This window comes from Streptomyces sp. x-19, from assembly GCF_046549115.1.
Taxonomy (GTDB): domain Bacteria; phylum Actinomycetota; class Actinomycetes; order Streptomycetales; family Streptomycetaceae; genus Streptomyces; species Streptomyces albulus_C.
The window spans coordinates 60,227-81,876 of sequence record NZ_JAJPWK010000017.1; the positions used below are offsets into that span (position 1 = coordinate 60,227).

A 21,650-nucleotide genomic window follows, 5' to 3' on the forward strand; every position below is an offset into this window, starting at 1 on the left:
CGCGACGGCCGCCGGGGACTCCCCGGCCCCCCCGACAACAGGGAGGCGTAGGCGCGCCACAGCACGTGGAACCCGTCCTTCGGCGCCGACTGCGGACTGCGGACTGCCACACAGTGCTCGGAAGTTCCTTTGAACCCAGGTGCCTCAAGCCCGGCGTTTCGGCCATGACCGTCCGGAGGACATCCCGCTTCGGACAAGGGGCAGGCACCCGGAACGAACGTTCTCTCGCTCTCCGGCGGGACTCTCATCGCGTCCGAAACACAGGAGTTCGAAAGGCCGGTCGCTCTCGTTGAACGCGACGACATCCCGACCTCTCACCGTCTGGAGACCGTCATGTGCCCGCTCCCCGCCCGCACCGCTCCCACCCCTCAACCTGCCGCCCCCGTCCGGACCGCCTCCCCCGGCATCCCGCCCGTGACAGCCGCGCACGTCCGCCGCGACGCGGACATGATCGACTCAGCATGTTCGGATGCGGGTGGGTGGGCATGATCGCCTCCCTCTGGCGCAAGCCGACGCGGCAACCGGCGCTCTCGAAGAGCGAGAAGCTGTTGTTCAGCGGTGTCCTCCGACACGACAAGGCGTGGGCGCAGTACGAGGATCCCTTGCTGCGGCTGTCGTTCTGGAAGATGGCCCGCCAGTTCCCGGCGATGATGGCCATCGTCGCGAGGGCCGCGTGGCGAGAGGACTTACGCGCCCTGCTGACCTTGCTCGCGGCGGAGTTGGGGATCGGGGTGATGCGCGCCTTCACGCTCGTGGCCACCAACCAGGTGCTCGTGGCCGTCTTCTCCGGCGGACCCACCACTCGGCGTTTGCTGGATGCTGCTCCAGCGCTGTTCGCGGCCGCCACAGTGACCGCGATGTCCTCCCTGCTGTCGGCCGTGAGCGTGGCGGCCTCCGGCCGATTGGAGCCGAAGATCGAGCGGGCGTGCACGGCCCGCTACTACCGCGGGCTGGCCCGGGTCGAACTGGCCACGTTGGAGAACAAGGAGGCGCAACGCGCGCTGGACGCGGGCCGGTACGGGATCCGCTCCATTCGCTCGATGCTGGGCTCGACGATCCAGGTCATCAACACCCTCGTCGGACTGGTCGCGGCAGCCAGCGTTCTGGCCCTGCTGCATCCGCTCCTCGTACTGACCCTGCTGTTGATCGCCACCCCCAAAGCCTGGGGTGCGGTCGCGGTCGTACGCCGCGCCTACGCCTCACGCAGAGCGTGGCTCGACCACGTACGGGCCACCGACATGGTCACCTACCAGTTGTCCCGACCGACCGCTGGTCCAGAGGTCAAAGCCCACCGGGCCGGCGAACTGCTGGCGGGCGCCTACGAGGACATGGCCGCCACATCCGCCCAGGAGAAGCAGCGCCTGGCCTACGCCGAGGCCCGCACGGACCTGATGGCCGCGGTGCTGTCCGGGATGGCCGCACTGGTCTCCTACGGAGCCCTGTGGGCCCTGCTGTGGTACGGCGACATCCCACTGGCGGCTGCCGGTACCGCGGTGGTCGCGGTGCGCACCTCCAGCCAGAACCTCGGCAGCTTGGTGCAGACGATGAATCGGCTCTACGAGGAGTCGATGTACCTGTCCGACCTGGAGAAGGCGTACGAGGTGGCGGAGGCCGACGCGATCCCCGCCGGCGGTCAGCCGCTTCCTTCGGGACCCGTCGAAGTGCGGTGCGACAACGTCTCGTTCAGCTACCCGGACGCCGACAAGGCCGCCCTGTCGGAGGTGTCGCTGACGATCCCTGCGGGGAAGGTGGTCGCACTGGTCGGGGAGAACGGCTCCGGCAAGACGACACTGTCCAAACTCCTCGCCGGCCTCTACCTCCCGTCGAAGGGCCAACTGCTCGTCAACGGCGTCAACCTTCGTGAAGCGGACCGCGACGCCGTCTTCGACAAGGTGGCCCTCCTCTGTCAGGACTTCCCTCGATGGCCGATGACCGCTCGTGCCAACGTCCACATCGGCCGCCCCGAAATCGACCTGGACCAGGCCCGGATCGAACAGGCCGCCCACGAGGCCGATGCGCTGGACGTGGTGGAATCGCTACCCGAGCAGTGGAACAGCATCATCGTCAGCGGCTTCGAGCGCAGCACCCAACTCTCCGGCGGACAATGGCAGCGCATGGGGAGCGCTCGGGCGCGGTATCGACGAGCGCCCCTGGTGATCGTCGATGAGCCGACCTCGGCCCTGGATCCACGAGCGGAGATCGAGGCGTTCCAGGCACTGCGGTCGCTGACCGATGACACCACGACGGTAGTGCTGATCACCCATCGCCTGGCAGCCACCGCGAGCGCCGACCTGATCTACGTGCTCGACCACGGCCGCGTCGTGGAACAAGGCAGCCACACGGACCTCATGGAGTTGGACGGCGGGCACTACCGCGCGCTCTACGAGATGCAGGCCGCGCAGTACAGCCAAACGCCTCAGACCACTCTCCCCCGCCCCACACCACCCAGCTGAGCACCAAGGCGAGCCACACGGCGTACGGGACACGAGCGCGGCGGTTCCCTCGCAATCAAACCGTCGAATGTGGATGATGTGGGCCCTGAAGGCGGTACAGGGCGACACGGGGCGGTATGGGGCGGTATGGATGAGCTGCCGTGTGTCGTCAACGATCGTCCTACGGAGGGTGACTGGCAGACGGCGTCTGTGGCTCTCCGTGAGAGCCCTACCTCCTGCCCAGAAGGTGCGCCTTGCACAGTGCAGGGACGGGGAGCCACCATGAGAACCATCGAAACCCAACCAGTTTCTCAAGTGCTGACCGGCAGTTCGCGGCGGTAGAGCGCACGCTGGTGGCAGTGGTTGGGGCGCATCGGCGCAGCTCAGCTCGTGACGGGGCGATGCTGCGCCGGTATGTGGAGCAGCGTGTGGGTGCGGTGGTCCACCGGAGGCTCGACGAGTTGTTCCGGGACGGGCGCCGGCACCGCCGTCAGCGCCGGGATCTGCTGAGCGGAGTGCCCGGTGGAGCACGGTGTCGACGCTCGTCCGCAGCAGGTCGGCCGCGATCCAGGCGAGTTCGTGCGGCAACTGCGAGTCGCGCAGCCGCTCCAACGCCCCGCGGGTGACCTCACTCGGCAGCTCAGCCGGTGCCGACAGCAGCCCTCCGGGCGGTCGTTCCGACGGTACGCGACGACGAACAGGAGGTGGGGCCATGACCGGGGCAATCGGCAGAGTGGCGTTGGTGACAGGGGCCAGCAGCGGAATCGGCGCGGCCACCGCACGTCTTCTGGCCGGGCGAGGGATGCGCGTGGTGGTCAACTACCTCCGCAACACCACGGCGGCCGAAGAGGTCGTGGCCGCCATCGAGGCGGCCGGCGGCCAGGCCATGGCAGTGCAGGCCGACGTGCGGGAGCCGGCGGCGATCGAGCGCATGGTCGAGCAGGTCCAGGCGGCCTGGGGTGGCATCGACGTACTCGTGCACAACGCGCTCATCCCGTATGCGGTCAAGTCGTTCCAGGACATGACGTGGGAAGAACTGGGCGGCAAGATCGACGCCGAGATGCATGCGGCGTTCGCGGTGGCCAAGGCCGTCTTGCCCGCCATGCGCGGACAGGGCTGGGGACGCCCGGACCGCGACGTCCACACCGCCGTCCGCTCCCCCGGCGACTACGGCATGGACCTGCGCCATCTTCGCAACGGCAGCATCGACGCCGCCTATGTGGGCAGCACCATGGCACCCGAGGCGGTCGCCGCCGAGCACGGCTGGCAGGTGCCGGCCTGGGTCGGCGACCACTTCCAGATCCCCACGGTGGGGGTGGCCGTCGACCCCAGCTACATCTCGCCGGACGACCCCGCGGTCCAGGCCGTCGTCCGAGCCGACCGGCGCGCCCTGCAGGTGATCCACAACGATCCCGACACCACCGTGCGGCACATGCGGACGTTCCTCGGCGGGCAGACGGAGGAGGAAGTCCGGGCCCACTACGCCAGGTTCATCGCACCGTACTTCACCACCGACGGCCACGCCGACCTCGCCGTCGGCGACAGCGCGATCACCGCGGTCTCCGCCGAGCTCGGCGTCCCCGCCACCGTCACCGCAGCCGAGTTCTACCGCACCGCAACCGCCACACCCTGGTTCCGAATCCCGCTCTCGGCGGGGCACCGCCTCGGATTCGCCCCACACGTCAGGACGGCGTGGGAACGGGGGGAAGGGAGTCGGTGGCCTGGCGGGCGGGATGCGCAACGGGGACGAGACCGAGTCAGCCGGCGAGCCCCGGCACCACCAGACCGGACTCGTACGCGATCACCACCGCGTGCGTCCGGTTCTGCGCGCCGAGCTTGGTCAGCACGTTCCCGACGTGCGTCTTCACCGTCTCCAGAGTCACCGTGAGCGCCTGGGCGATCTCCGGGTTGGACAGGCCGGTGGCCATCAGCCGCAGCACCTCCTCCTCCCGCCCCGTCAGCGCCGCCCTCGGCAACGCCTCGGCGGAGCCCAGCGGGCGGGCCGCGACCATCCGGCGCAGGGCCGCCGGGAAGAGGATCGTCTCCCCGGCCGCCACCACCCGTACCGCCTCCGCGATCTGCCGGACCGGACGCCGCTTGAGCACAAACCCGCTGGCTCCCGCGCTGAGCGCGGCGGTGACGTAGCCGTCGTTCTCGAAGGTGGTGATCATCACGACCTTCGGCGGTTCGGCCGGCTCGGCCAGCAGTTGCCGGGTGGCCTCGATCCCGTTGCGCCGCGGCATCCGCACATCCATCAGAACCACGTCCGGCCGCAGCCGCCGGGCCTGCTCGACCGCCTCGACACCGTCGGCGGCCTCGCCGACCACCGCGATCCCCGGCTGGGCCGCGAGCAGCGTACGCAGACCGCTGCGCGTCACCTCGTCGTCGTCCGCGATCAGGAGGGTGACGGGGGTGTTGGTGGCGCTGGTGGCGGCTTCGCTCACGTCGGAGTGGATCACGCCGACACCCGTACCGGCAGCCGGACCGCCAGCCGCCAGCGCTGCGGCCCGTCCGGGCCGGCCTCGATCTCACCGTGGAGCAGCCGCACGCGCTCGGCCAGCCCGGGCAGGCCGTGCCCGGACGTCGGGAAGGCACCCGTGCCCGTGCCGATGCCCGTGCGCACCTCGATGCGGTTGACCACACGGAGCTCCAGTGCGTCGGGTGCCGCCACGACCCGGATTTCGATCGGACCGCCCGCCCCATGCCGCAACGCGTTCGTCAACCCCTCTTGCAGGATCCGGTATGCCGCCCGGGAGAGCGTCCCCTGCACCTGCGCCAACTCGCCCGACAGCTCGGGCTCCACCACCGCGCCGGCATGCCGCAACCGGTCCAGCAGTTCAGGCAGGTCGGCCAAGGTCCGGGTCGGCGCCGTCCCCGCGTCCTCGTCGCGCAGCACGCCCAGCACGTAGTCGAGGTCCTCCAGCGCGGCCCGGGTCGACTCCTCGATGCTGCGCAGGGCGGCCCGCGCCGCCAACGGGTCGGCGGAGAGCACCTCCCCCGCCACCGCCGCCTGAATCGTGGCCGCCGTCAGCGTGTGCCCGATCGAGTCGTGCAACTCGTGGGCCAATCGGTTGCGTTCGGCAAGCAGCAGCTCCCGCTCGGCCGCCAGCGCGAGCCGCTCGGCCGATGACAGCCCCAACAGCCTTGGCGCCAACCACCGCAGAGCGCCCGTCACCGCCACGCACCCGAGCGCCGCCAGCAACACGCAGCCGACCGCCACCACCCAGCTCCACCAGCCGCCCGCCACCCGCACCGACCAGCCGAACAGACTCAGCCGCGCCTCGGCGCCGAGCCAGCCCCCCGGCAGCGACAGGCCCGCGAGGAGCAGCACACCGCTCACCAGCGCCCCCGTCCACCCCAGGGCCACGTGCAGCAGCAGCCAGAGCGGCGTCCGCAGGCGGTCGGCGCCGGATGGCACCGCGGGGGCCGGCGTCGTAGGGGTCGGCACCGTACCTGGTGAGCTCGCCAACCGACGACCGGCCACCGGATCCGGCAACGGCACCCCCAGCATGCGACGGGCGGACGCGATCAACGCCCGCCGCGTGGTGCGGGCCAGCCCGACCGCGCCGATCAGTGCTGCCCAGACCAGCAAGGTCACAACGACCTGCACTCCATAGGCAGCAGATCGCCACACCAGCGCCGGCAGCATGGCGAACGGCAGCAGTGGCAGGCTCGCCAACGCGCCGCCATAGGCGAAGAGCACACCCGCATACGTGGAGCCGCGCAGCAACGGCCGGATTCCCTTGATCACGATTGCCAGTATGACCGGGCAGCTCAGCGGTGGTCTCCCTCGATCGAGGGAGCCTTTTCTCCCACCTTCCCGCGATGCGCACCCGCGTCACCGGAACCCATGATCGTGTTCAGCCCGGTTGACGAGAGGACGGCTGATGCACACCCAAGGGAGAGCGATGCCACCGCATCACACGGCGCCAACTGAGGCCGTGTCAGGTCGGCGGACATCGACGCCGACTCGGACCGCACCGAGTCGGACGGCATCGAGGCGAACGGCACCGCCTCCGGCCGGCAGGAACGGCCTGGCGGTGGCCGCCATGGTGCTGGGCCTCACCGGTTTGCTCACCTCGATCATCGTCATCGGCGGCCTGCTCGGCGTCATCGGCCTGATCACGGGCATCGTCGCCCTGAGGACGGTCAAACGGACCGGCATCGGCCGGGGCGAGTCCCTCACCGGCGTGGTGACGTCCTTCATCGCGATCGTGGTGTCCGTCCTCGTCGCCCTCTTCATGACGTGGTACGCCAACCAGACGCAGCAGTGCTACCGGCCCGACAGCTTCCGGCAGTACCAGCAATGCGTCCACCAGCAGCTCACCAGTGACTGACGGGCGGCCGGCCCCGCCGATGGCTCGGCACCTACCGCCGTTTCCCCCGAGATTCCACAGGAGTTGACTCATGGATGAGCAGGCATGGCAGAGGGTTCGTTCTTCCAGGCGGCAGCAGGGTGGTCGGCGACGAGCCGTGCCGGCCACGGCCGCCGTGGCCATCGGCATCATGACGATGGGTGCCCTGGCGCCGCCCGCCGCGTCTGCTGCCGTCAGGCCGGGCACCGTCCAGCAGGGCCTGAACGCGTTGGTGCGCTCCGACGGCCTGCCTGCCGCGCTGGCGAGCGTCACGAATCGTGAGGGCCGCGCCGGTACCTACACCGCGGGGGTCGGCGACCTGGCCACCGGCTCGAAGGTGCCCAGGGACAGCCAGGTGCGGATCGGCAGCAACACCAAGACGTTCACCGCGCTGGTCGTGCTGCAACTGGTCGGTGAAGGGAGGATCCGCCTCGACGAACCGGTCGACACCTATCTGCCGGGTCTCGTACGCGGGGAGGGGATCGACGGACGCCGCATCACCGTCCGTCAGCTCCTCCAGCACACCAGCGGCCTTCCCGATTACGAGGACTCCATCGAGGACGCCACCATGCGGCACCGGTACTTCGATCCCCACGACCTCCTGGACATCGCCTTCCAGCACAAGGCCCACTTCACCCCCGGGGCGAAATTCGAGTACAGCAGCACGAACTACGTGCTGGCCGGCCTGGTCGTCCAGAAGGTCACCGGCCGGCCCCTCGCCGAGGAGATAGACCGGCGCATCGTCCAACGCGTCGGGCTGCGCCACACCTACTTCCCCGCCCCTGGTGACAGGACCATCCGGGAACCCCATCCCAAGGGCTACCAAAGGGGTCCAGCGGGCGGACCTCTACGCGACATCACGGAACTGGACCCCTCCGCGGGCTGGGCCGCAGGCCAGATGACCTCCACCAACTCCGACCTCAACACGTTCTTCACCGCGCTCCTCGCCGGCCGCCTCCTCCCAGCTGCCCAGCTCGCCCAGATGCGCACCACCGTCCCCATCGGGAACACCGGCGCCGGCTACGGACTGGGGCTCATCAGCAGGCCACTGTCGTGCGGCGGTGTCTACTGGGGCCACGGCGGTGACATCCCGGGATACGAGACCCGGGGCGGAGCCACCGACGACGGCCGCGCCGCCAACATCGCAGTGACCAGCATCCCGACCGACGAGGCGGCCACGAAGCATCTCGAAAGCGTCGTGGACACGGCCCTCTGCCGCTGAACCACGCCTCTCACAAGGGCCGCTGGAGCGGAGGGCCGGTCTGCTCCAGCGGCGTGGTCCCGCGGTGACGTCGCACGACGCCCCGTCGGTCGATGCCGCGTTTCGGGTGAGGTCAGCGTACGTACGGGGTGGTGGTGGCCAGCGGTACGAACCCCAGGCGTCGCAGGATCGGACGGCTCTGGTCGGACGCGTCGACCTGAAGGTAGCGGTAGCCGTGTTCGGCCGCGATGCGGGTACGGAAGGCGACCAAGGCCCGGTAGACGCCCCGGCCGCGCCACTCCGGCACGGTGCCCCCGCCCCACAGGCTCGCGAAGGACGTACCCGGGTGCAACTCCATCCGCGCCGCGCTCACCGGCACGTCACCGGCCATGGCGACGACCGCGGGAGGCAGGCCGGCGGCCAGCTGGCCCAGCAACAGCTGCCGGTGGTACGGCCGCGCCTCGCCGAACGCCCGCTCCTGCGCGGCCACCGCGAGCTCGACCCCCGCAGCATCGGTCACCGGCAGCAGGCGCACACCCTCGGGCAGTTCGACGCGCGTGGGCAGGTCGTCGATTTCGGCGACCATCAGCGTCTCCTCGGGCTCGGGTACGAACCCCGCTGCCCGCAGCCGTCCCGGTAGGTCGGCCGGCCGGTCGTGGCCGTACAGCTTCCACTCGAACCCGCGCCCCAGTGAGGTGAAGTACTCCATCTGTTCCGCGACCGCGGCGTCCGCGGTGGCTTCGTCCAGGTCCGACCAGACGATTCCGTTCCAGCCGTCGGCGTCCGCGCCGACATGGCGTACGACGCCGCCCACCCGCTCCACCCGGGCTCCGGGCCCATCGGCCTGGATGCCGCGTCGCATCTCGCGGTCGAAGAGCGCCAGCACTGTGTCCTGATCCATCCGCTCACTCCAGCATCACCAGGCATACGAGGCAACGGAAAAAGACCGGACCGTGCCGGCCCCTACCCGAAACGGGCCCAGGCCACGGCCTCCCGGTAGCCGCCCTCGGCCTGCGCGGACTTGGGGCGACGACGGCAAGAATGTACCGGGGTAACGATCACTCCGCCGATCTGGGGTTTTTGCGCTGGTTGGCGTTGAAGCGCGCTTTCTTCTGACGATTCCCGCAGGTGTTCATGTCGCACCATCTGCGGGTGCGACTTTGACTGGTGTCGAAGAAGGCGGCTCGGCAGGTTGGCGATGCGCACAAGGCCAATTTCCCGTCTCGTTCGCCGGCGATGATGCTGATCGCGTCGGCGGCGATCACGCCGAGGGCGTCTTCCACGCAGGAAGCCGAGCTGAGCCGCCATCGCCGCTCACCCTCGGGCGTCAGGACGGCCGCGGCCCGGCCCTGAGCACTGCAGTCGTTGATGACGTGGACGGCGGACGCGGGGAGAGCGTCCTGGGTCGCGGCCGCTGTCGCGGCGGCGTGAATCGACTCCCGCAGTTCGCGAGCGAGGTCGAGCTGGGCAGTGGTGCAGGAGTCCACGGCGAGGCCGTTCACCGCCAGCCAGTCCATGAGTCGGTGCGGCGTGGGAATGCGCTCCACGGCGTCACCATGACGCTCCGACAGGGTCCCCGTGAAGCTGGTGGCCAGCACCTTGCCGAGACGGAAGTCAGGAAACCCAGCATGCATGGAACCACCTTAGCCGGTTGCGGCGCGGCTCGGGCGACTGCTAGAACCGTCTTAGCCGGTTCCGCGATGGCCAGGAGGTCTCATGCCCCATCCCACCAGCGACGTGCAAGCATTTGAAGCCCACGCAACTGACGCCGACCTCGACGATCTGCGCGCGCGACTGGCCGCGGCGCGGCTACCGGAGGCCGAGACGGTCCACCGCGCCGCGCCCGGCCGTCGTCGATGTCGTGAACTACTGGCGCACCGGGTACAACTGGCGGTCGTTCGAAGAGCGCCTCAACCGGATCGGCCAGTTCCGCACGACCATTGATGATCTGGGAATCCATTTCCTGCACCGCCGATCCGCCCGCCCGGATGCCACTCCTCTGCTCTTGACGCACGGCTGGCCGGGCAGCATTGCCGAGTTCGTCGACGTGGTGGACGAACTGGCGGATCCGAAGGATGCGGACACGCCGTCGTTTCACGTCGTGGTCCCGTCGCTACCGGGTTTCGGTTACAGCGACAAGCCGACCACCACCGGATGGGGAACCGAAAAGATCGCGGCCGCGTGGGTGGAACTGATGGGAAGGCTCGGCTACCACAGGTTCGTGGCCCACGGCGGCGACTGGGGAGGCAACATCACCACGGTTCTCGGCGGCAGGTTCCCGGCGCACGTTCTCGGCATCCACACCCTGTTCGCGGAGGCGCCGCCCGGCTTGACGGCGGACGGGCTCACGGCGGTCGAGCGCAGGTGGACCGAGGAGACCCGCGATTTCTGGCGCCACCGCGCGGCGTACGCGAAGCAGCAGGCGACCCGGCCGCAGACCATCGGCTACTCGCTCGTCGACTCACCGGTCGGGCTTCTCGCCTGGATCCTCGACAAGTTCGCCGAGTGGTCGGACACCGACGACAGCCCGTTCGAGACGATTTCCAGAGACAGGATTCTTGACGACGTCACGCTGTACTGGCTGACGCGGACCGGCGCATCATCGGCGCGCATTTACTACGAAAGCCACAACTCCCTCGATCCCGAACTTCGGGTCGACGTCCCGTCGGCGATCACCATGTATCCCCGCGATATCGAGAAGAGTCCGCGCCCCTGGGCGCAGGAGCGGTACCGGCAGATCGTCCGGTGGACGGAGCCAGAAAGCGGGGGACATTTCCCTTCGCTGGAGGTCCCCGAGTATTTCGTCAAAGACCTGCGAGAGGGCCTCGCGGCGGTGCTGGCCGCCAAGCGGTGAACGCGGCTGGGTGCCGGCACCCGATCACCGCCTGATGTGGCGCTAGGGGAGCTTGAGAAGCAGTTCGCCGAGTTCGCCCGGCATGGTGATCATGCTGTCGTGGCCGGTCGGCAACTCCCAGACCCGCGCGGCGGTTCCGTTGGGTTGGATCGGGGGGACGGGACGGCGGGTGACACCCGCCGGGACGGCACCGACATTGTGGATGTGCGTGCGCGGGATCGCGTTCACCGCCGGGTTGTCCAGTCGCACCGGCTGCTGCAGGCAACGCACCGGCTGGTCCGAGAGCATCCCGCGCAGCCAGGCAACGTCCACCGGGTCCGTGACGCCGAACAGGCCGAAGGGAGCGGGCTGCTCGGGCATCGGCGGCACCCGCCAGCCGCTCTCGGACTTCTCGGCGAGCTCGATGAGTTGCCGTGTCACGGGTTGGACGTCGACTGCGGACTCGCCGTCTTGAGGGACCATCGCGTCGAGGTAGACCAGGTGCGCGATGCGTTCCGGAATCCGGTTTGCGGCGGAGGAGATCACCAGCCCCGCGTAGCTGTGGCCGACGAGTACGACGTCGCCGAGGTTCTCCTCGGCGACCAGCCCGACCACGTCGTCGACGTGCGTGTCGAGCCCCACCTCCGGCCCGAGCAGGTGCGCCTTGTCGCCGTAGCCGGTCAGGGACGGCGCGAACACCTGGCGCCCGGCGGCCTCCAGCAGCGGCACCACCCGCTCCCAGCAGCGTCCGCTGTGCCAAGCGCCGTGTACCAGCAGAAATATGGACATGCGTGAATCAACCTTCCTTCGTAGCAGCAGAAGAGCGCGGACCACGCGCATGCCGACGGTTCGCGGCTGATGGTTACCTTTAGTGCCTCGGTATGGTTTGAGCACCACGAGCATGCTGGCGCACGCAACGCGCCGCAGGCAATAAGGCACTTTCCGGTGCCCCGGTTCTCTGGAGGTAACCATGAACGCGGCGCGAGACGAGCCGAAACCGGTGGCGCGGCCCAGTGATGCGTGCCGGACCCGGGTGGTACTCGACATCGTCGGAGACAAGTGGTCGCTGCTGGTCGTGCGCAACCTCAGGGACGGACCGCGCCGCTTCACCGAACTCAAGAAGGCCATCGACGGAATCAGCCAGCGCATGCTCACCGTGACCCTGCGCAGCCTGGAACGTGACGGAATCCTGACCCGGACCGTCTACGAAGTGATGCCGCCGCATGTCAGCTACGAACTCACCGAGATGGGCATCACCCTGCGCGAGGCCACCGCGCCCCTGCTCGAATGGAGCATCGCGCACCTCGTCCGGATCGACGACGCCCGCGCCGCCTACGACGCCCGCACGGATCCCACACCGGCCTCGTAGCGAACGACGGGCCGATGGTCACCTGACTGTCCCCCTGTGAAGACACCGCCTGCCATGTTCGCGTTGATGATCCGGCTGCCGCACCCGCGCTCTGTCCTCGATCGCCGAAGCCCGAGCCGTCTGACCCAGGCGTCGCCGGTACCCAGGCGCACTCACCCGGGCGCTGCCCTGATCCGTCGATCAGACGCAAGGTGCCGTGGGAGCCTGGGCGGCGGCGCGGCGAGTCCCGATTACCAACGGGTCCCCTGTCTTCGGCAGGATGGGGGCCATGACTGAGATCCGCACCCCCCGCCTCCTGCTCCGTCGCTGGGACGACGACGACCTCGTGCCCATGGCCGACATCAACGCGGACCCTCGGGTCATGCACTGGGTCGACGACGGCGCGGTGCACGACCTGGACCACACGGCGGAGGCCATCGAGCGATGGGAGGAGGAGTGGGACGAGGAGGGCTTCGGGCTCTTCGCCGTCGAACTGCTCGCCTCGGGGGAACTGGCCGGGTTCACCGGGCTGTACGTGCCTGATTTCCTGCCGGAGGTGGGGCCCGCCGTGGCGATCGGCTGGCGGCTCGGCCAACAGTTCTGGGGCCAGGGATACGCGTCCGAAGCCGCCCAGGCCACGCTGGAGTTCGCACTCCAGGACCGCGGCCTCGACCACGTCATCAGCATCAGCCGGGCCGGCGATGCGGCCTCCGAGAACGTCATCCGCAAGCTGGGCATGGTGCTGGAGCGCGAGACGACCCACCCGGTGCACGGCCATCCGCTGCGCGTTCACAGCATCGACCTCACGGAGTACCAGGCGTGAGCCAGCCGGGGCCCCTGATCATCGGGCGACAGGCGACTGGTGTCCAGGCGCCCTCGACCGCATCGGCCGCCGCGGGGTAGGGCGCACAGACGACGGCTCCTGCTGCCCCACCGAGACCTGCGCCTGCATGGGGGTGCGCACAGTGTCGGTGCCCGAGGGCTCTCGTGCGATGTAGCGGTTGAGCCGCCGCCACCGGGCCGCAGACATGCCTGTCGAGTTCGCCGCCGCCCGCACCTTCACCGCGTTCGGCCGGCACAGGTCCCCGCGCCGGCCACCACCAGCCAAGCAGACAGCCAGGCAGCCGGGCAGCCGGGCAGCCAGCCCACGGGACCCCACCCCCGACTGCCGAGTCGGCGCGCCATAACTTCCGTGTTATGGACAAGCGTTAGTACTCCGTTCACGAATCCCTACGGGAGCATGGTCGTGTTCATGGCGAACGGCCCCTTCGCCCCGGGCGTTCGCCGTGAGCGCGGCCCATCGGGCCATCGACCCCGCACACGCACGTCTCACGTGGCGTGCCTTCCGGATCGAGGAACCTTGCGCATATCGAAGCTCGTGCCCGCTCTCGCCGCCGCAGCGGTCGCCGTCCTCGCACTCGTCGCCCCCACCGCCGGCGCGGCGCCGGTTCCCCCAGGCACCAAGGGGCCGCAGCCCATCATCGGTGGGCAATACGCCAACAGCGGCCCCTGGGCCGCCCGGCTGTACTCGAACGGCCAGGAGACCTGTTCGGCCACCATCATCGCCCCGACGTGGATCCTCACCGCCAAGCACTGCGTCGCCGGCGGCGCCCTGTCGTTCCGCATCGGGAGCTTGGACCAGTACAGCGGCGGCACCACGGCCAACGGCGTGCAGACCTACACCCACGGAGCGGACCTGGCGCTGGTCCGTCTCGACCGTTCCGTGTCCACGGCCTATGCCACCCTCGGACAGCCCGGCTCGGTGCGCGTCGGGCAGAACGTGCAGGTGTACGGCTGGGGCGCCACCTCCCAGTGCGGTTCGGAGATCAACTGCCAGTCCCAGTACGTCAACTTGACCCGGCCCTGAAGGACCGGGCTTGGAGGTAGTGCCCAACTGGCTGCTGGGTGGGCTCCTCCGTTCAGACACCCCTTACGAGGTGGCACGGACGCCTACGGGGGCTCCGCGATCTGCGCCTCCTGGGGTGACGGCATCACCGCCGGTGGCGACTCCGGCGGACCGATGACGGCGAACGGCGTGCAGGTCGGCGTCGCCTCCACCAGCGACCGGCAGACGAGCACGGCGTACAGCAACGTGACCGCGTACCGTTCCTGGATCAAGTCGATCGCGGGAGTCTGAGCCCGCGCCGCCCGCCCGGCGGGATCCGGGGCCCTCGTCGCGATGCGGCGAGGGCCGTCGCCGTCACCTGGAGACGCCCCTCCCCTGGATCGACGGAAAGTCCGGTGCGGGACGCGGGGGCGGGCGTCGGCACGCCTTTCCCGGTGGTCCAACGACGCACGAATTCGGCCAGGTGCAGGCCGTAAGCGCTGGAGAGCGGCGCGCGCGACCCCGACGCCTGAACTTTCAACAACTACTTGTCCGCTGTCCGTGTATTGCGCAAGCTCCCTTCATGGAACTGGAGTTGAGACATCTGAGGATCCTCCGCGCGATCGCCGACGCGGGAAGTCTGACCAGAGCGGCGACGGCGCTCGGGCTCGCCCAGCCCGCGCTCAGCGCACAGCTCAGACGGATCGAGCGCGCCTTCGGCGGCGCGCTCTTCGAACGCGGGCGGTACGGCGTGCGGGCCACGGCGCTCGGGGAACTCGTGCTGGAGCGGACCCGGGTCGTACTGCCGGCGGTGAGCGAACTCCAGCGGGAAGCCGCCCGGTTCGCGCTCACCAGGCCGGGGACCGCGCGGCTGCGGCTGGGCGCGACGCACGGCCCGCTGCTGGGCGCACTGGTGGACCGGCTCGCCGACGCCGCCCCGGACACCACGGTGACCACCCACGTCTCGTGGTCCGAGCGCGAGCTGGCCGAGTTGCTGGCCGACGGGCGCATGGACTTCGCGCTGGCCGGGGCCTGCGGGTCGGCGCCGCCACCCGGCGCCCCTCATCTCGTCTGGCGCGATATCGCCGTCGATCCCGTCTTCGTCATGCTCGCCGACAGTCATCCGCTCGCCCACCAACGGGAGGTCGACCTGGCCGCCCTGGCCGAGGAGACGTGGGCGTGCGTGCCGGGCGACGGCTGTTTCGGGGACTGTTTCACCGTGGCCTGCGCCCGGGCCGGTTTCAGCCCCCGCCGCATGTACGAGACGGACACCGCCTCCTGCGCGCACCTGGTGCAGGTGGGGCGCGCGGTGGGCTTGTGCCGGGCCACGTTCCCGCCGACCCCCGGCCTGACGACCCGCCCCCTCGCCGGTACGCCGCTGCACTGGCGGCATCTGCTGGGCTGGCACCCGGCGAACCAGCGGCCGGACGTCGCGGCGACGATGCTGGCGCAGGCACTGCGGGCACACGCGCGCACGGCGGCGCGCTGCGACACGTACACGGACTGGCGGGCCCGGGCGGGCCACGGGATCCGGCCGGCGGCCTGCTGCGCCGTGGCCTTGGAGGAGGACGCCGTCTGACGTCCGCGGCGAGTCGCGGCGCCGCACCACGCTCCGGTCAGCGGAGCAACCCGCACACCGGGGCTCGACAAGCCCTTCCCCGGTTGCCCCTGCTCAGTCAAGTCGACTATTTGGCAAGGTAGTTGAGTATCACGGGGCAGTTCTGGTGCATGTGAGGCGCCCCGGCGCGAGCGTTGCCTGCCGCACCCCGGCGTGAACCTCGGGCAGGCGGGAGCCACCGCAGGCTCATTCCGCTCCATAACGCCGCCCAGGGGGATCGGGCGGTATCTCGCTGAACCACCGCCGCTGCCCCTACCGTCGTCGGTGGTGATCGCGCCCAGGGCGGCCCTCCGAACGGCATGGCGCGGTCTGCGCGGCGGTGCCCTCGGCGTGGGCCGGCCGTCGTGCTCACGTCCGCACGTCCGCACACCGCCGGTCACCCGTCAGGCACGCCCCGACCCTCTTCCTTCCCTACTCAGGAGACCGAGGAATCGCCATGACACCCCCTCCGCACCGCGACACCAGATCCGGCCGGCCGATCAGCCGCAAGAGCCTGCTGAAGGCGGCCGTCGCCGCCGGTGCCACGGTCCCGCTGCTGTCGTCGGGCACGATGGCGCTCGCCCGCGACTCCGCCGGCCAGGGACGCCCGCTCTCCGTGACGCCCGCCTGCGACGACGGCGACGGCCCCACCCACGACCAGATCGAGGGCCCCTACTTCAAGCCCAACTCGCCGCTGCGGACGAACCTGGTGGACGCCGGGATGCCGGGCACCCCGCTCACCGTCAGCGGATACGTCTTCGGCCGGCACTGCGCCCCCCTCTCCGGCGTGCTGCTCGACTTCTGGCAGGCCGACGACGCCGGCAGCTACGACATGGCCGGCTACACGCTGCGCGGCCACCAGTTCACGGATGCGCGCGGAGCGTTCGCGCTCACCACGATCGTGCCGGGCCTGTACCCGGGCCGCACGCGGCACCTCCACGTCAAGGCGCAGGCCCCCGGAGAGTCCGTGCTGACCAGCCAGTTGTACTTCCCCGGCGAGCCGCGGAACGCCACCGACGCCCTCTTCGACGCCGCGCTGCTGATGAACGTCCGCGGGGCCGGCACCGGCAAGGAGGGCACGTTCGACTTCGTGTTGGACGTCGACGGGACACCGGGGCCCGGCGACCCCACCGAACCGCCCGCCGATCCGCCGAGCGGTGCCTGGACGCCCGGCCGCGCCTACGCCCCGGGCGACCGGGTCACCTACCAGGGCGGCACGTACCGCTGTGTGCAGGCCCACACGTCGATGGTGGGCTGGGAGCCGCCCAACGTGTCGGCGCTGTGGCACCGCGAGTGACCGCCGGTCCCGCGTCGGGCTCCGGCCACCCGGCCGTCAGGCCCGCCCGCGCGACGGGGAGGCAGCGCCCGGGGGCGGTCCCGAGGTTCACTCGTGGGCGCTGATGATGCCGCCGGTGCTGAGCACGATGTAGACGCCGTTGGCGTCGAGGCCGACGTCGTGGCCCTTGGTCTCCAACGTGGCGTCCACCGAGCCGTCGTGGCCGATGATCTGCGCGCGGTACCGCAGTTCGCCGATCTTCGTCACCTTGGCGGTCCAACCACCGGCAAGGTGGAACGTGCCGGGCCCCTGCTGCCCACCACCCATCCAGGAGTGGACCTCGCCGCCCATCGTGAGCACCACGAACATGTCGTTGGCGTCCAGCCCGGCGTCGATCTCCTGCCCGGTGGTCTCGATGGTGGCCAGCACCGAGCCCTTGCTGATGATCTTGGCGCGGTAGCGCTGCTTCCCGAGGTCGTAGACCTCCGCCTTGCTGCCGTCCACCAACTTCACGGTGCGGATCGGGGATGGTGACGTGCCCTTGCCGGCGCGCGAACCGCCCGACTGCGTGCCCGCAGCGCTCGACTTCGCCTCGCCCGTGCCGCCGCCCTTGGTGTCACCCTTCGCGCCGGAGTCCGCCTGGGAGTCGGCCGGTGCCGCGGCGGAGGAGCCCGCGCCGTTGGACCCGGCGGTGGCCGCCTGCCCCGCGGCCTTGCCGCCACCGGCGTCCGAACCCGAGCACGCGGTCAAGGACAGGGCAGCGGCGGCGGTCAGGGTCGCCGCGGCAACGCGCAGGGTACGGCGACGACGGGCGCTACGGACAACGGTCTTGGAATTCATTGGGGCCCCCGGGGGAAGTCGGTGACGAGGTCTCTTCGCTACGACACCCACTCTGGTCGGGACCGCTATCGCGAGACTGCCGCTCCGCTAACACCCGGCTAACCTCGCGCGCTCGTACGGCGGAGTGCTTGACGGTTAGTCAGCCCAACGCAAGGCACCACCGACGCGAGCAGGAGACCGTTGAGGTCCGTGCGGGCCCGTGCAGGCCCGTCGGCGGGAGGGGTCCCGTCGGGGTGACGCACTGTCGGTGGCGTCGACGCCTCACAACCGCCGGACGCCGGGCCGGTCCGAGGCCCCACCAGGCTCGTACCTCGCGGCGGCCTCGGCGTCGAACCCGCCGCCGGCCCCGGCCTCTGCCGGTGGCGAATCTGCTGCGGGCAGAGAAACCGCATCCGGGGGTCTCCCGAGGTCAAGAGTGGAGTCGACGGCATGCCCGCCTCGACAAGGAGACCCGATGCATCCACTCGCCACGTTGCCGCTGCGCGCGGAGGAGGGCGACACACCGCCCAGCCGCTTCGACGACCACCTCGCGGCCCAGCTGCTCGCCCAACGGATCGTCCTCCTCGGCACGCAGGTCGACGACGTGTCGGCCAACCGGGTCTGCGCGCAGCTGCTGCTGCTCTCGGCGGAGGACCCGCGCACCGACATCAGCCTGTACATCAACAGCCCCGGCGGTTCGGTCACCGCGGGCCTGGCCATCTACGACACGCTGCGGCTCATCCCCAACGACGTCTCGACGCTGGCAATGGGGTTCGCCGCCAGCATGGGCCAGTTCCTGCTCGCCGTGGGGACGCCCGGCAAACGGTTCGCGCTGCCGAACGCACGGATCATGATGCACCAGCCCTCGGCGGGCATCGGCGGCAGCGCCGCGGACATCGAGATCCAGGCGGAGAACCTCGAATTCACCAAGCAGGCCATCGAACGGATCACTGCCGAGCACACCGGTCAGAGCCAGGAGACGATCAGGCGGGACGGCGACCGGGACCGCTGGTTCACGGCCGAACAGGCCAAGGAGTACGGGATCGTGGACCGGGTGGTGGAGTCGCTCGCCGACATCCGCCCGGCCGCGTCGCGCCGACGGATGGGGTTGTGACATGGGGTCGTACACGGTTCCCTACGTGATCGAGCGGACCGCACAGGGCGAGCGGTCCTACGACGTCTTCAGCCGACTGCTGAACGAGCGGATCATCTTCCTCGGCACCGAGATCGACGACGGCGTCGCCAACGTGGTCATCGCGCAACTCCTGCACCTGGAGTCGGCGAACCCGGAGCGGGAGATCTCGATCTACCTCAACTCGCCCGGCGGCTCGTTCACTTCGCTGATGGCGATCTACGACACGATGACGTTCGTGCAGTCGCCGATCTCCACGTTCTGCGTCGGCCAGGCGGCGTCGACGGCCGCGGTGCTGCTGGCCGGCGGAGATCCCGGACGGCGCTTCGTGCTCCAGCACGCCCGGGTGCTGCTCGGCCAGCCGGCCAGCGGCGGCCGGCAGGGCACGGTCTCCGACCTCAGCCTCGCGGCCAAGGAGATGGTCCGCATCCGCTCGCAGGTGGAGGAGGTCGTGTCCCGCCACACGCACCACGACGTGGCGACGCTCCGTGCGGACATGGACCGGGACAAGGTGCTCACCGCCGAAGAGGCCGTCGCCTACGGGCTGGCCGACGAGGTGTTGAGCCGGCGACTCGCGTTCGTCTGACCACGCGCGGCCGTGGCCGGGGCCGGCGAGCCGGCCGGTACGACGGTGGTGCGCCCCGACGTACCGGCCGTCGGCTCGATCAGGCGGCGAGGCAGAGGCCGTCGTACTGCGCGGTGGGGGACGTACGGCCCCGGGCCACCCGGCTCCGGGCGTGGCGGGCAAGGTGGTCCTGGGTGCGCTGGAGCAGGTCGGCGAGGCCGAGCCCCAGTGCCTGGGCGGCGGCCGCGAGCACCTCGGAGGAGGCTTCCTTGCGGCCGCGCTCCAGTTCCGACAGGTACGGCATCGAGATCCGGGCCGCCTCCGCGACGTCCTTGAGCGTGCGTTCCTGGGCGAGCCGCTCGCGCCGCAGCACGTCGCCGACGAGGTCGCGCCACAGCGGTTCCCTCGGTGCGGGTGTCCGCGGGGCTTCCGCCGGCCGGTGCGGGGCACGGTCCACCCCACCCGAAGCGGGCGGCGCGGGCTGCGTGCGCAGGGGAATGACGCGGGCTTCGTTCGGCGCATGAGTGGTCACCCCCTCAGCCTAGGGATCCTGGACTCCGGGGGAAGGGACCGGCGTTCTGCCCTGGGTGAAGCCGTCGCCACGCGAACGCCCGGCGCGGTCGCTGGTGGGCGGCTCGGGGCGGACGAGCCGCCACCGAGCGCACCGTGTCCCGACCGACCGGATGCCGCGCTCTCAACGGCCGGCGGCGAGCACCCAGATGCCGACGGCCAGTTGACCCCGGACGACCTGGACGGGAACTCGTGCCGACTGCGCTGCGCCTCAACGAATGCGACCACCGCGAAAGCGGACCGCTTTACGGGAAAGCGACCGCATGCCCGAGCCGCGCGAAAGGCGCACGCATGGTGAATCAAATGCATCATGCGCGTGATGGAGGCCCCAGACCGTTTCCTTCGGATTGTCTTGCCGACCGGTTGGCGGTGATCGCGAGGGTGATGGCGATCACGCCACCACCCGCCTCACTTCGGAGTCCGAGTCGACAACTGCCGCTTGAAACAGTCCCGTTGGGCATGGAGTGACGACACATCGGACCAATGCTCAGATGATTCGAAAGAAACCCCCTAATGGGGATCGTGCACTCGACGTCGAACAAGTCTTTTCTCACAGCTGCCTGAAGGAGCGTCAGTGACGCGTTAGCGAGTTGATAGCGGCGTGGGAGAAGATGAAGTCATCCGATGAACGGGGCAACGGCACTGTTGTGGCCCGTCCCTTGTGCATGCCCGAACGAAACGAGGAACAACCGTGAACCGCACCTACACCGCCCGAGTCCGACACGTGGCCCTCACCGTGGCCGCCGGTGCGGCACTCGCGGTGACCGTCACCGCCTGCGGCCCGGCCGACGGCAGCGGTTCCGGCGACTCCGCCGCCTCCGGCAAGGCCACCAACGCCGCGTCGAGCGACACCGGCAAGGACACTGCCGGCAAGGACACCTCCGACAAGGCCAGCGGCAGCGAGAACGGCAAGACGGCGAAGGAGGGCGACTCCTCCGCGGGCACCGGATCGGCGCCGTCGGACGGCAAGAAGGGCTACGGGCAGACCTGCGGGGCCAACGACCTGACGTTCAGCGCGAGTTCCAAGTCCCAGGCGGGCGGCTACATCCTGCTCGCGGCCCGCGCCAAGTCCGGCATCACCTGCACCATCCCCAGCGGTCTGCCCTCGATCTCCTTCGGTTCCGGCGGCATCGAAGCCCAGCCCGCCGAACAGTCCGTCGGCCCGGCGATCGAGCTCGGCGGCTCCAAGACCGCCTACGCCGGAATCAACCCCAAGACCACCAAGGACGACAACAGCGTCGAGTTCACCTTCCTCATCGCGGGCATCGGCACCTCCGACCCCAACCCCGCAAACGTCACCACCGGCCCCGTCAAGATCGACAAGCCGATCGTCACCAACTGGCACACCAGCCCCGACGGCACCGTCCCCGGTGACGGCACGGACCAGTGACACCAGCCAGCGCCGATGAGCACGGGCCAGCAGCGGGAACCGGCTGAGCTACCCGCCCTGGCCAGCTCCAACACCGCCCCAGGGGTGGAGAGGGCTCGGCGAGGTGCGCCGCGGAGCGTCCGGACCGAGTTTCCGCTCGCTTCCGGTCCAGGCACGACGGGCTGCCGTATCCGGTCGGGTACGGCAGCCCGGGGGCCGTCGCCTGACGGGCACGCCCGCCGCCGTCCTCCTGACGGCCACCAGGCCACTCGCACGACCTCCGCTGCGACCTCGGCCGGCAGGTCCTTCGCGGTGACCTACCAGGCAA

17 protein-coding genes and 3 pseudogenes are annotated in these 21,650 nt (G+C 70.1%); 13 read left to right on the forward strand and 7 right to left on the reverse strand.

Features of this window, described 5'->3' with window-relative positions; genetic code table 11:
* The first annotated feature begins 485 nt into the window (after window positions 1-485).
* Both ACLJT4_RS29815 and ACLJT4_RS29820 read left to right on the forward strand, forming a co-directional pair.
* Window positions 486-2,453: an ABC transporter ATP-binding protein gene (locus ACLJT4_RS29815; protein WP_411126958.1), complete on the forward strand. Its 1,968-nt coding sequence runs from the start codon at window positions 486-488 to the stop codon at window positions 2,451-2,453.
* Window positions 2,454-3,144: 691 nt separating this feature from the next.
* Window positions 3,145-3,546: pseudogene (locus ACLJT4_RS29820) on the forward strand (SDR family NAD(P)-dependent oxidoreductase); the annotation flags it as partial.
* 643 nt (window positions 3,547-4,189) lie between these two features.
* Here ACLJT4_RS29820 and ACLJT4_RS29825 read toward each other — a convergent pair.
* Complete coding sequence (locus ACLJT4_RS29825) at window positions 4,190-4,876, reverse strand: response regulator (RefSeq protein ID WP_411126960.1); 687 nt, start codon at window positions 4,874-4,876, stop codon at window positions 4,190-4,192.
* An 11-nt stretch (window positions 4,877-4,887) separates the two neighbouring features.
* Complete coding sequence (locus tag ACLJT4_RS29830; protein WP_411126962.1) at window positions 4,888-6,183, reverse strand: histidine kinase; 1,296 nt, start codon at window positions 6,181-6,183, stop codon at window positions 4,888-4,890.
* A gap of 298 nt (window positions 6,184-6,481) precedes the next feature.
* Between ACLJT4_RS29830 and ACLJT4_RS29835 the strand changes: the two genes are divergently transcribed.
* Both ACLJT4_RS29835 and ACLJT4_RS29840 read left to right on the forward strand, forming a co-directional pair.
* Entirely contained in the window at window positions 6,482-6,769 is a 288-nt protein-coding gene (locus ACLJT4_RS29835) for a DUF4190 domain-containing protein (RefSeq protein ID WP_411127141.1), read from the forward strand.
* 169 nt (window positions 6,770-6,938) lie between these two features.
* Window positions 6,939-8,009, forward strand: coding sequence for a serine hydrolase domain-containing protein (locus tag ACLJT4_RS29840; protein WP_411126964.1), 1,071 nt, complete (start codon window positions 6,939-6,941; stop codon window positions 8,007-8,009).
* Between the two features lie 112 nt (window positions 8,010-8,121).
* Here ACLJT4_RS29840 and ACLJT4_RS29845 read toward each other — a convergent pair whose 3' ends face one another.
* Both ACLJT4_RS29845 and ACLJT4_RS29850 read right to left on the reverse strand, forming a co-directional pair.
* Window positions 8,122-8,889, reverse strand: coding sequence for a GNAT family N-acetyltransferase (locus ACLJT4_RS29845; RefSeq protein WP_411126966.1), 768 nt, complete (start codon window positions 8,887-8,889; stop codon window positions 8,122-8,124).
* A 157-nt stretch (window positions 8,890-9,046) separates the two neighbouring features.
* Window positions 9,047-9,622 carry a CGNR zinc finger domain-containing protein gene (locus ACLJT4_RS29850; protein WP_411126968.1) on the reverse strand — a complete coding sequence of 192 codons (576 nt, stop codon included), beginning with the start codon at window positions 9,620-9,622 and terminating at the stop codon, window positions 9,047-9,049.
* Window positions 9,623-9,704: 82 nt separating this feature from the next.
* On the opposite strand from ACLJT4_RS29850, the pseudogene ACLJT4_RS29855 reads away from it, so the two are divergent.
* Window positions 9,705-10,842 (forward strand): annotated as a pseudogene (locus ACLJT4_RS29855) (epoxide hydrolase).
* A gap of 42 nt (window positions 10,843-10,884) precedes the next feature.
* Here ACLJT4_RS29855 and ACLJT4_RS29860 read toward each other — a convergent pair.
* The gene (locus ACLJT4_RS29860) at window positions 10,885-11,610 is read right to left on the reverse strand and encodes an alpha/beta fold hydrolase (protein WP_411126970.1); all 726 of its coding nucleotides are present in this window, start codon (window positions 11,608-11,610) and stop codon (window positions 10,885-10,887) included.
* Between the two features lie 181 nt (window positions 11,611-11,791).
* Between ACLJT4_RS29860 and ACLJT4_RS29865 the strand changes: the two genes are divergently transcribed.
* The 5 genes and pseudogenes from ACLJT4_RS29865 (at window position 11,792) to ACLJT4_RS29885 (ending at window position 16,888) form a co-directional block, all read left to right on the forward strand.
* Window positions 11,792-12,190, forward strand: coding sequence for a winged helix-turn-helix transcriptional regulator (locus ACLJT4_RS29865; RefSeq protein ID WP_411126972.1), 399 nt, complete (start codon window positions 11,792-11,794; stop codon window positions 12,188-12,190).
* Between the two features lie 268 nt (window positions 12,191-12,458).
* The gene (locus ACLJT4_RS29870) at window positions 12,459-12,992 is read left to right on the forward strand and encodes a GNAT family N-acetyltransferase (RefSeq protein WP_411126974.1); all 534 of its coding nucleotides are present in this window, start codon (window positions 12,459-12,461) and stop codon (window positions 12,990-12,992) included.
* Window positions 12,993-13,529: 537 nt separating this feature from the next.
* A pseudogene (locus ACLJT4_RS29875) lies at window positions 13,530-14,306 on the forward strand (S1 family peptidase).
* A 271-nt stretch (window positions 14,307-14,577) separates the two neighbouring features.
* A complete protein-coding gene (locus tag ACLJT4_RS29880) occupies window positions 14,578-15,573 on the forward strand; it encodes a LysR substrate-binding domain-containing protein (RefSeq protein ID WP_411126976.1) in 996 nt (331 codons plus the stop codon).
* Between the two features lie 475 nt (window positions 15,574-16,048).
* Window positions 16,049-16,888 carry a carbohydrate-binding protein gene (locus ACLJT4_RS29885; protein WP_411126978.1) on the forward strand — a complete coding sequence of 280 codons (840 nt, stop codon included), beginning with the start codon at window positions 16,049-16,051 and terminating at the stop codon, window positions 16,886-16,888.
* A gap of 87 nt (window positions 16,889-16,975) precedes the next feature.
* On the opposite strand, the gene ACLJT4_RS29890 is transcribed toward ACLJT4_RS29885, so the two are convergent.
* Window positions 16,976-17,707, reverse strand: coding sequence for a hypothetical protein (locus ACLJT4_RS29890; RefSeq protein WP_411126980.1), 732 nt, complete (start codon window positions 17,705-17,707; stop codon window positions 16,976-16,978).
* Between the two features lie 454 nt (window positions 17,708-18,161).
* Between ACLJT4_RS29890 and ACLJT4_RS29895 the strand changes: the two genes are divergently transcribed.
* Window positions 18,162-18,800, forward strand: coding sequence for an ATP-dependent Clp protease proteolytic subunit (locus tag ACLJT4_RS29895; RefSeq protein WP_411126982.1), 639 nt, complete (start codon window positions 18,162-18,164; stop codon window positions 18,798-18,800).
* Between the two features lies 1 nt (window position 18,801).
* Window positions 18,802-19,404, forward strand: a complete 603-nt coding sequence (locus ACLJT4_RS29900; protein WP_016570248.1) for a ClpP family protease — start codon at window positions 18,802-18,804, stop codon at window positions 19,402-19,404.
* Window positions 19,405-19,483: 79 nt separating this feature from the next.
* Here the strand turns inward: ACLJT4_RS29900 and ACLJT4_RS29905 are convergent, their stop codons facing one another.
* Complete coding sequence (locus ACLJT4_RS29905; protein ID WP_411126984.1) at window positions 19,484-19,915, reverse strand: helix-turn-helix domain-containing protein; 432 nt, start codon at window positions 19,913-19,915, stop codon at window positions 19,484-19,486.
* 729 nt (window positions 19,916-20,644) lie between these two features.
* On the opposite strand from ACLJT4_RS29905, the gene ACLJT4_RS29910 reads away from it, so the two are divergent.
* Window positions 20,645-21,343 (forward strand): hypothetical protein, encoded by a 699-nt coding sequence (locus ACLJT4_RS29910; RefSeq protein WP_411126986.1) that lies wholly within the window; start codon window positions 20,645-20,647, stop codon window positions 21,341-21,343.
* Window positions 21,344-21,650 lie beyond the last annotated feature (307 nt).

Bases quoted from the DNA above. Each gene is read 5' to 3' on its own strand.
- ACLJT4_RS29815 (WP_411126958.1), top strand. From the start codon at position 486: ATGATCGCCTCCCTCTGGCGCAAGCCGACGCGGCAACCGGCGCTCTCG.
- ACLJT4_RS29835 (WP_411127141.1), top strand. From the start codon at position 6,482: ATGGTGCTGGGCCTCACCGGTTTGCTCACCTCGATCATCGTCATCGGC.
- ACLJT4_RS29840 (WP_411126964.1), top strand. From the start codon at position 6,939: ATGACGATGGGTGCCCTGGCGCCGCCCGCCGCGTCTGCTGCCGTCAGG.
- ACLJT4_RS29845 (WP_411126966.1), bottom strand. From the start codon at position 8,889: ATGGATCAGGACACAGTGCTGGCGCTCTTCGACCGCGAGATGCGACGC.
- ACLJT4_RS29850 (WP_411126968.1), bottom strand. From the start codon at position 9,622: ATGCATGCTGGGTTTCCTGACTTCCGTCTCGGCAAGGTGCTGGCCACC.
- ACLJT4_RS29860 (WP_411126970.1), bottom strand. From the start codon at position 11,610: ATGTCCATATTTCTGCTGGTACACGGCGCTTGGCACAGCGGACGCTGC.
- ACLJT4_RS29865 (WP_411126972.1), top strand. From the start codon at position 11,792: ATGAACGCGGCGCGAGACGAGCCGAAACCGGTGGCGCGGCCCAGTGAT.
- ACLJT4_RS29870 (WP_411126974.1), top strand. From the start codon at position 12,459: ATGACTGAGATCCGCACCCCCCGCCTCCTGCTCCGTCGCTGGGACGAC.
- ACLJT4_RS29880 (WP_411126976.1), top strand. From the start codon at position 14,578: ATGGAACTGGAGTTGAGACATCTGAGGATCCTCCGCGCGATCGCCGAC.
- ACLJT4_RS29885 (WP_411126978.1), top strand. From the start codon at position 16,049: ATGACACCCCCTCCGCACCGCGACACCAGATCCGGCCGGCCGATCAGC.
- ACLJT4_RS29890 (WP_411126980.1), bottom strand. From the start codon at position 17,707: ATGAATTCCAAGACCGTTGTCCGTAGCGCCCGTCGTCGCCGTACCCTG.
- ACLJT4_RS29895 (WP_411126982.1), top strand. From the start codon at position 18,162: ATGCATCCACTCGCCACGTTGCCGCTGCGCGCGGAGGAGGGCGACACA.
- ACLJT4_RS29900 (WP_016570248.1), top strand. From the start codon at position 18,802: ATGGGGTCGTACACGGTTCCCTACGTGATCGAGCGGACCGCACAGGGC.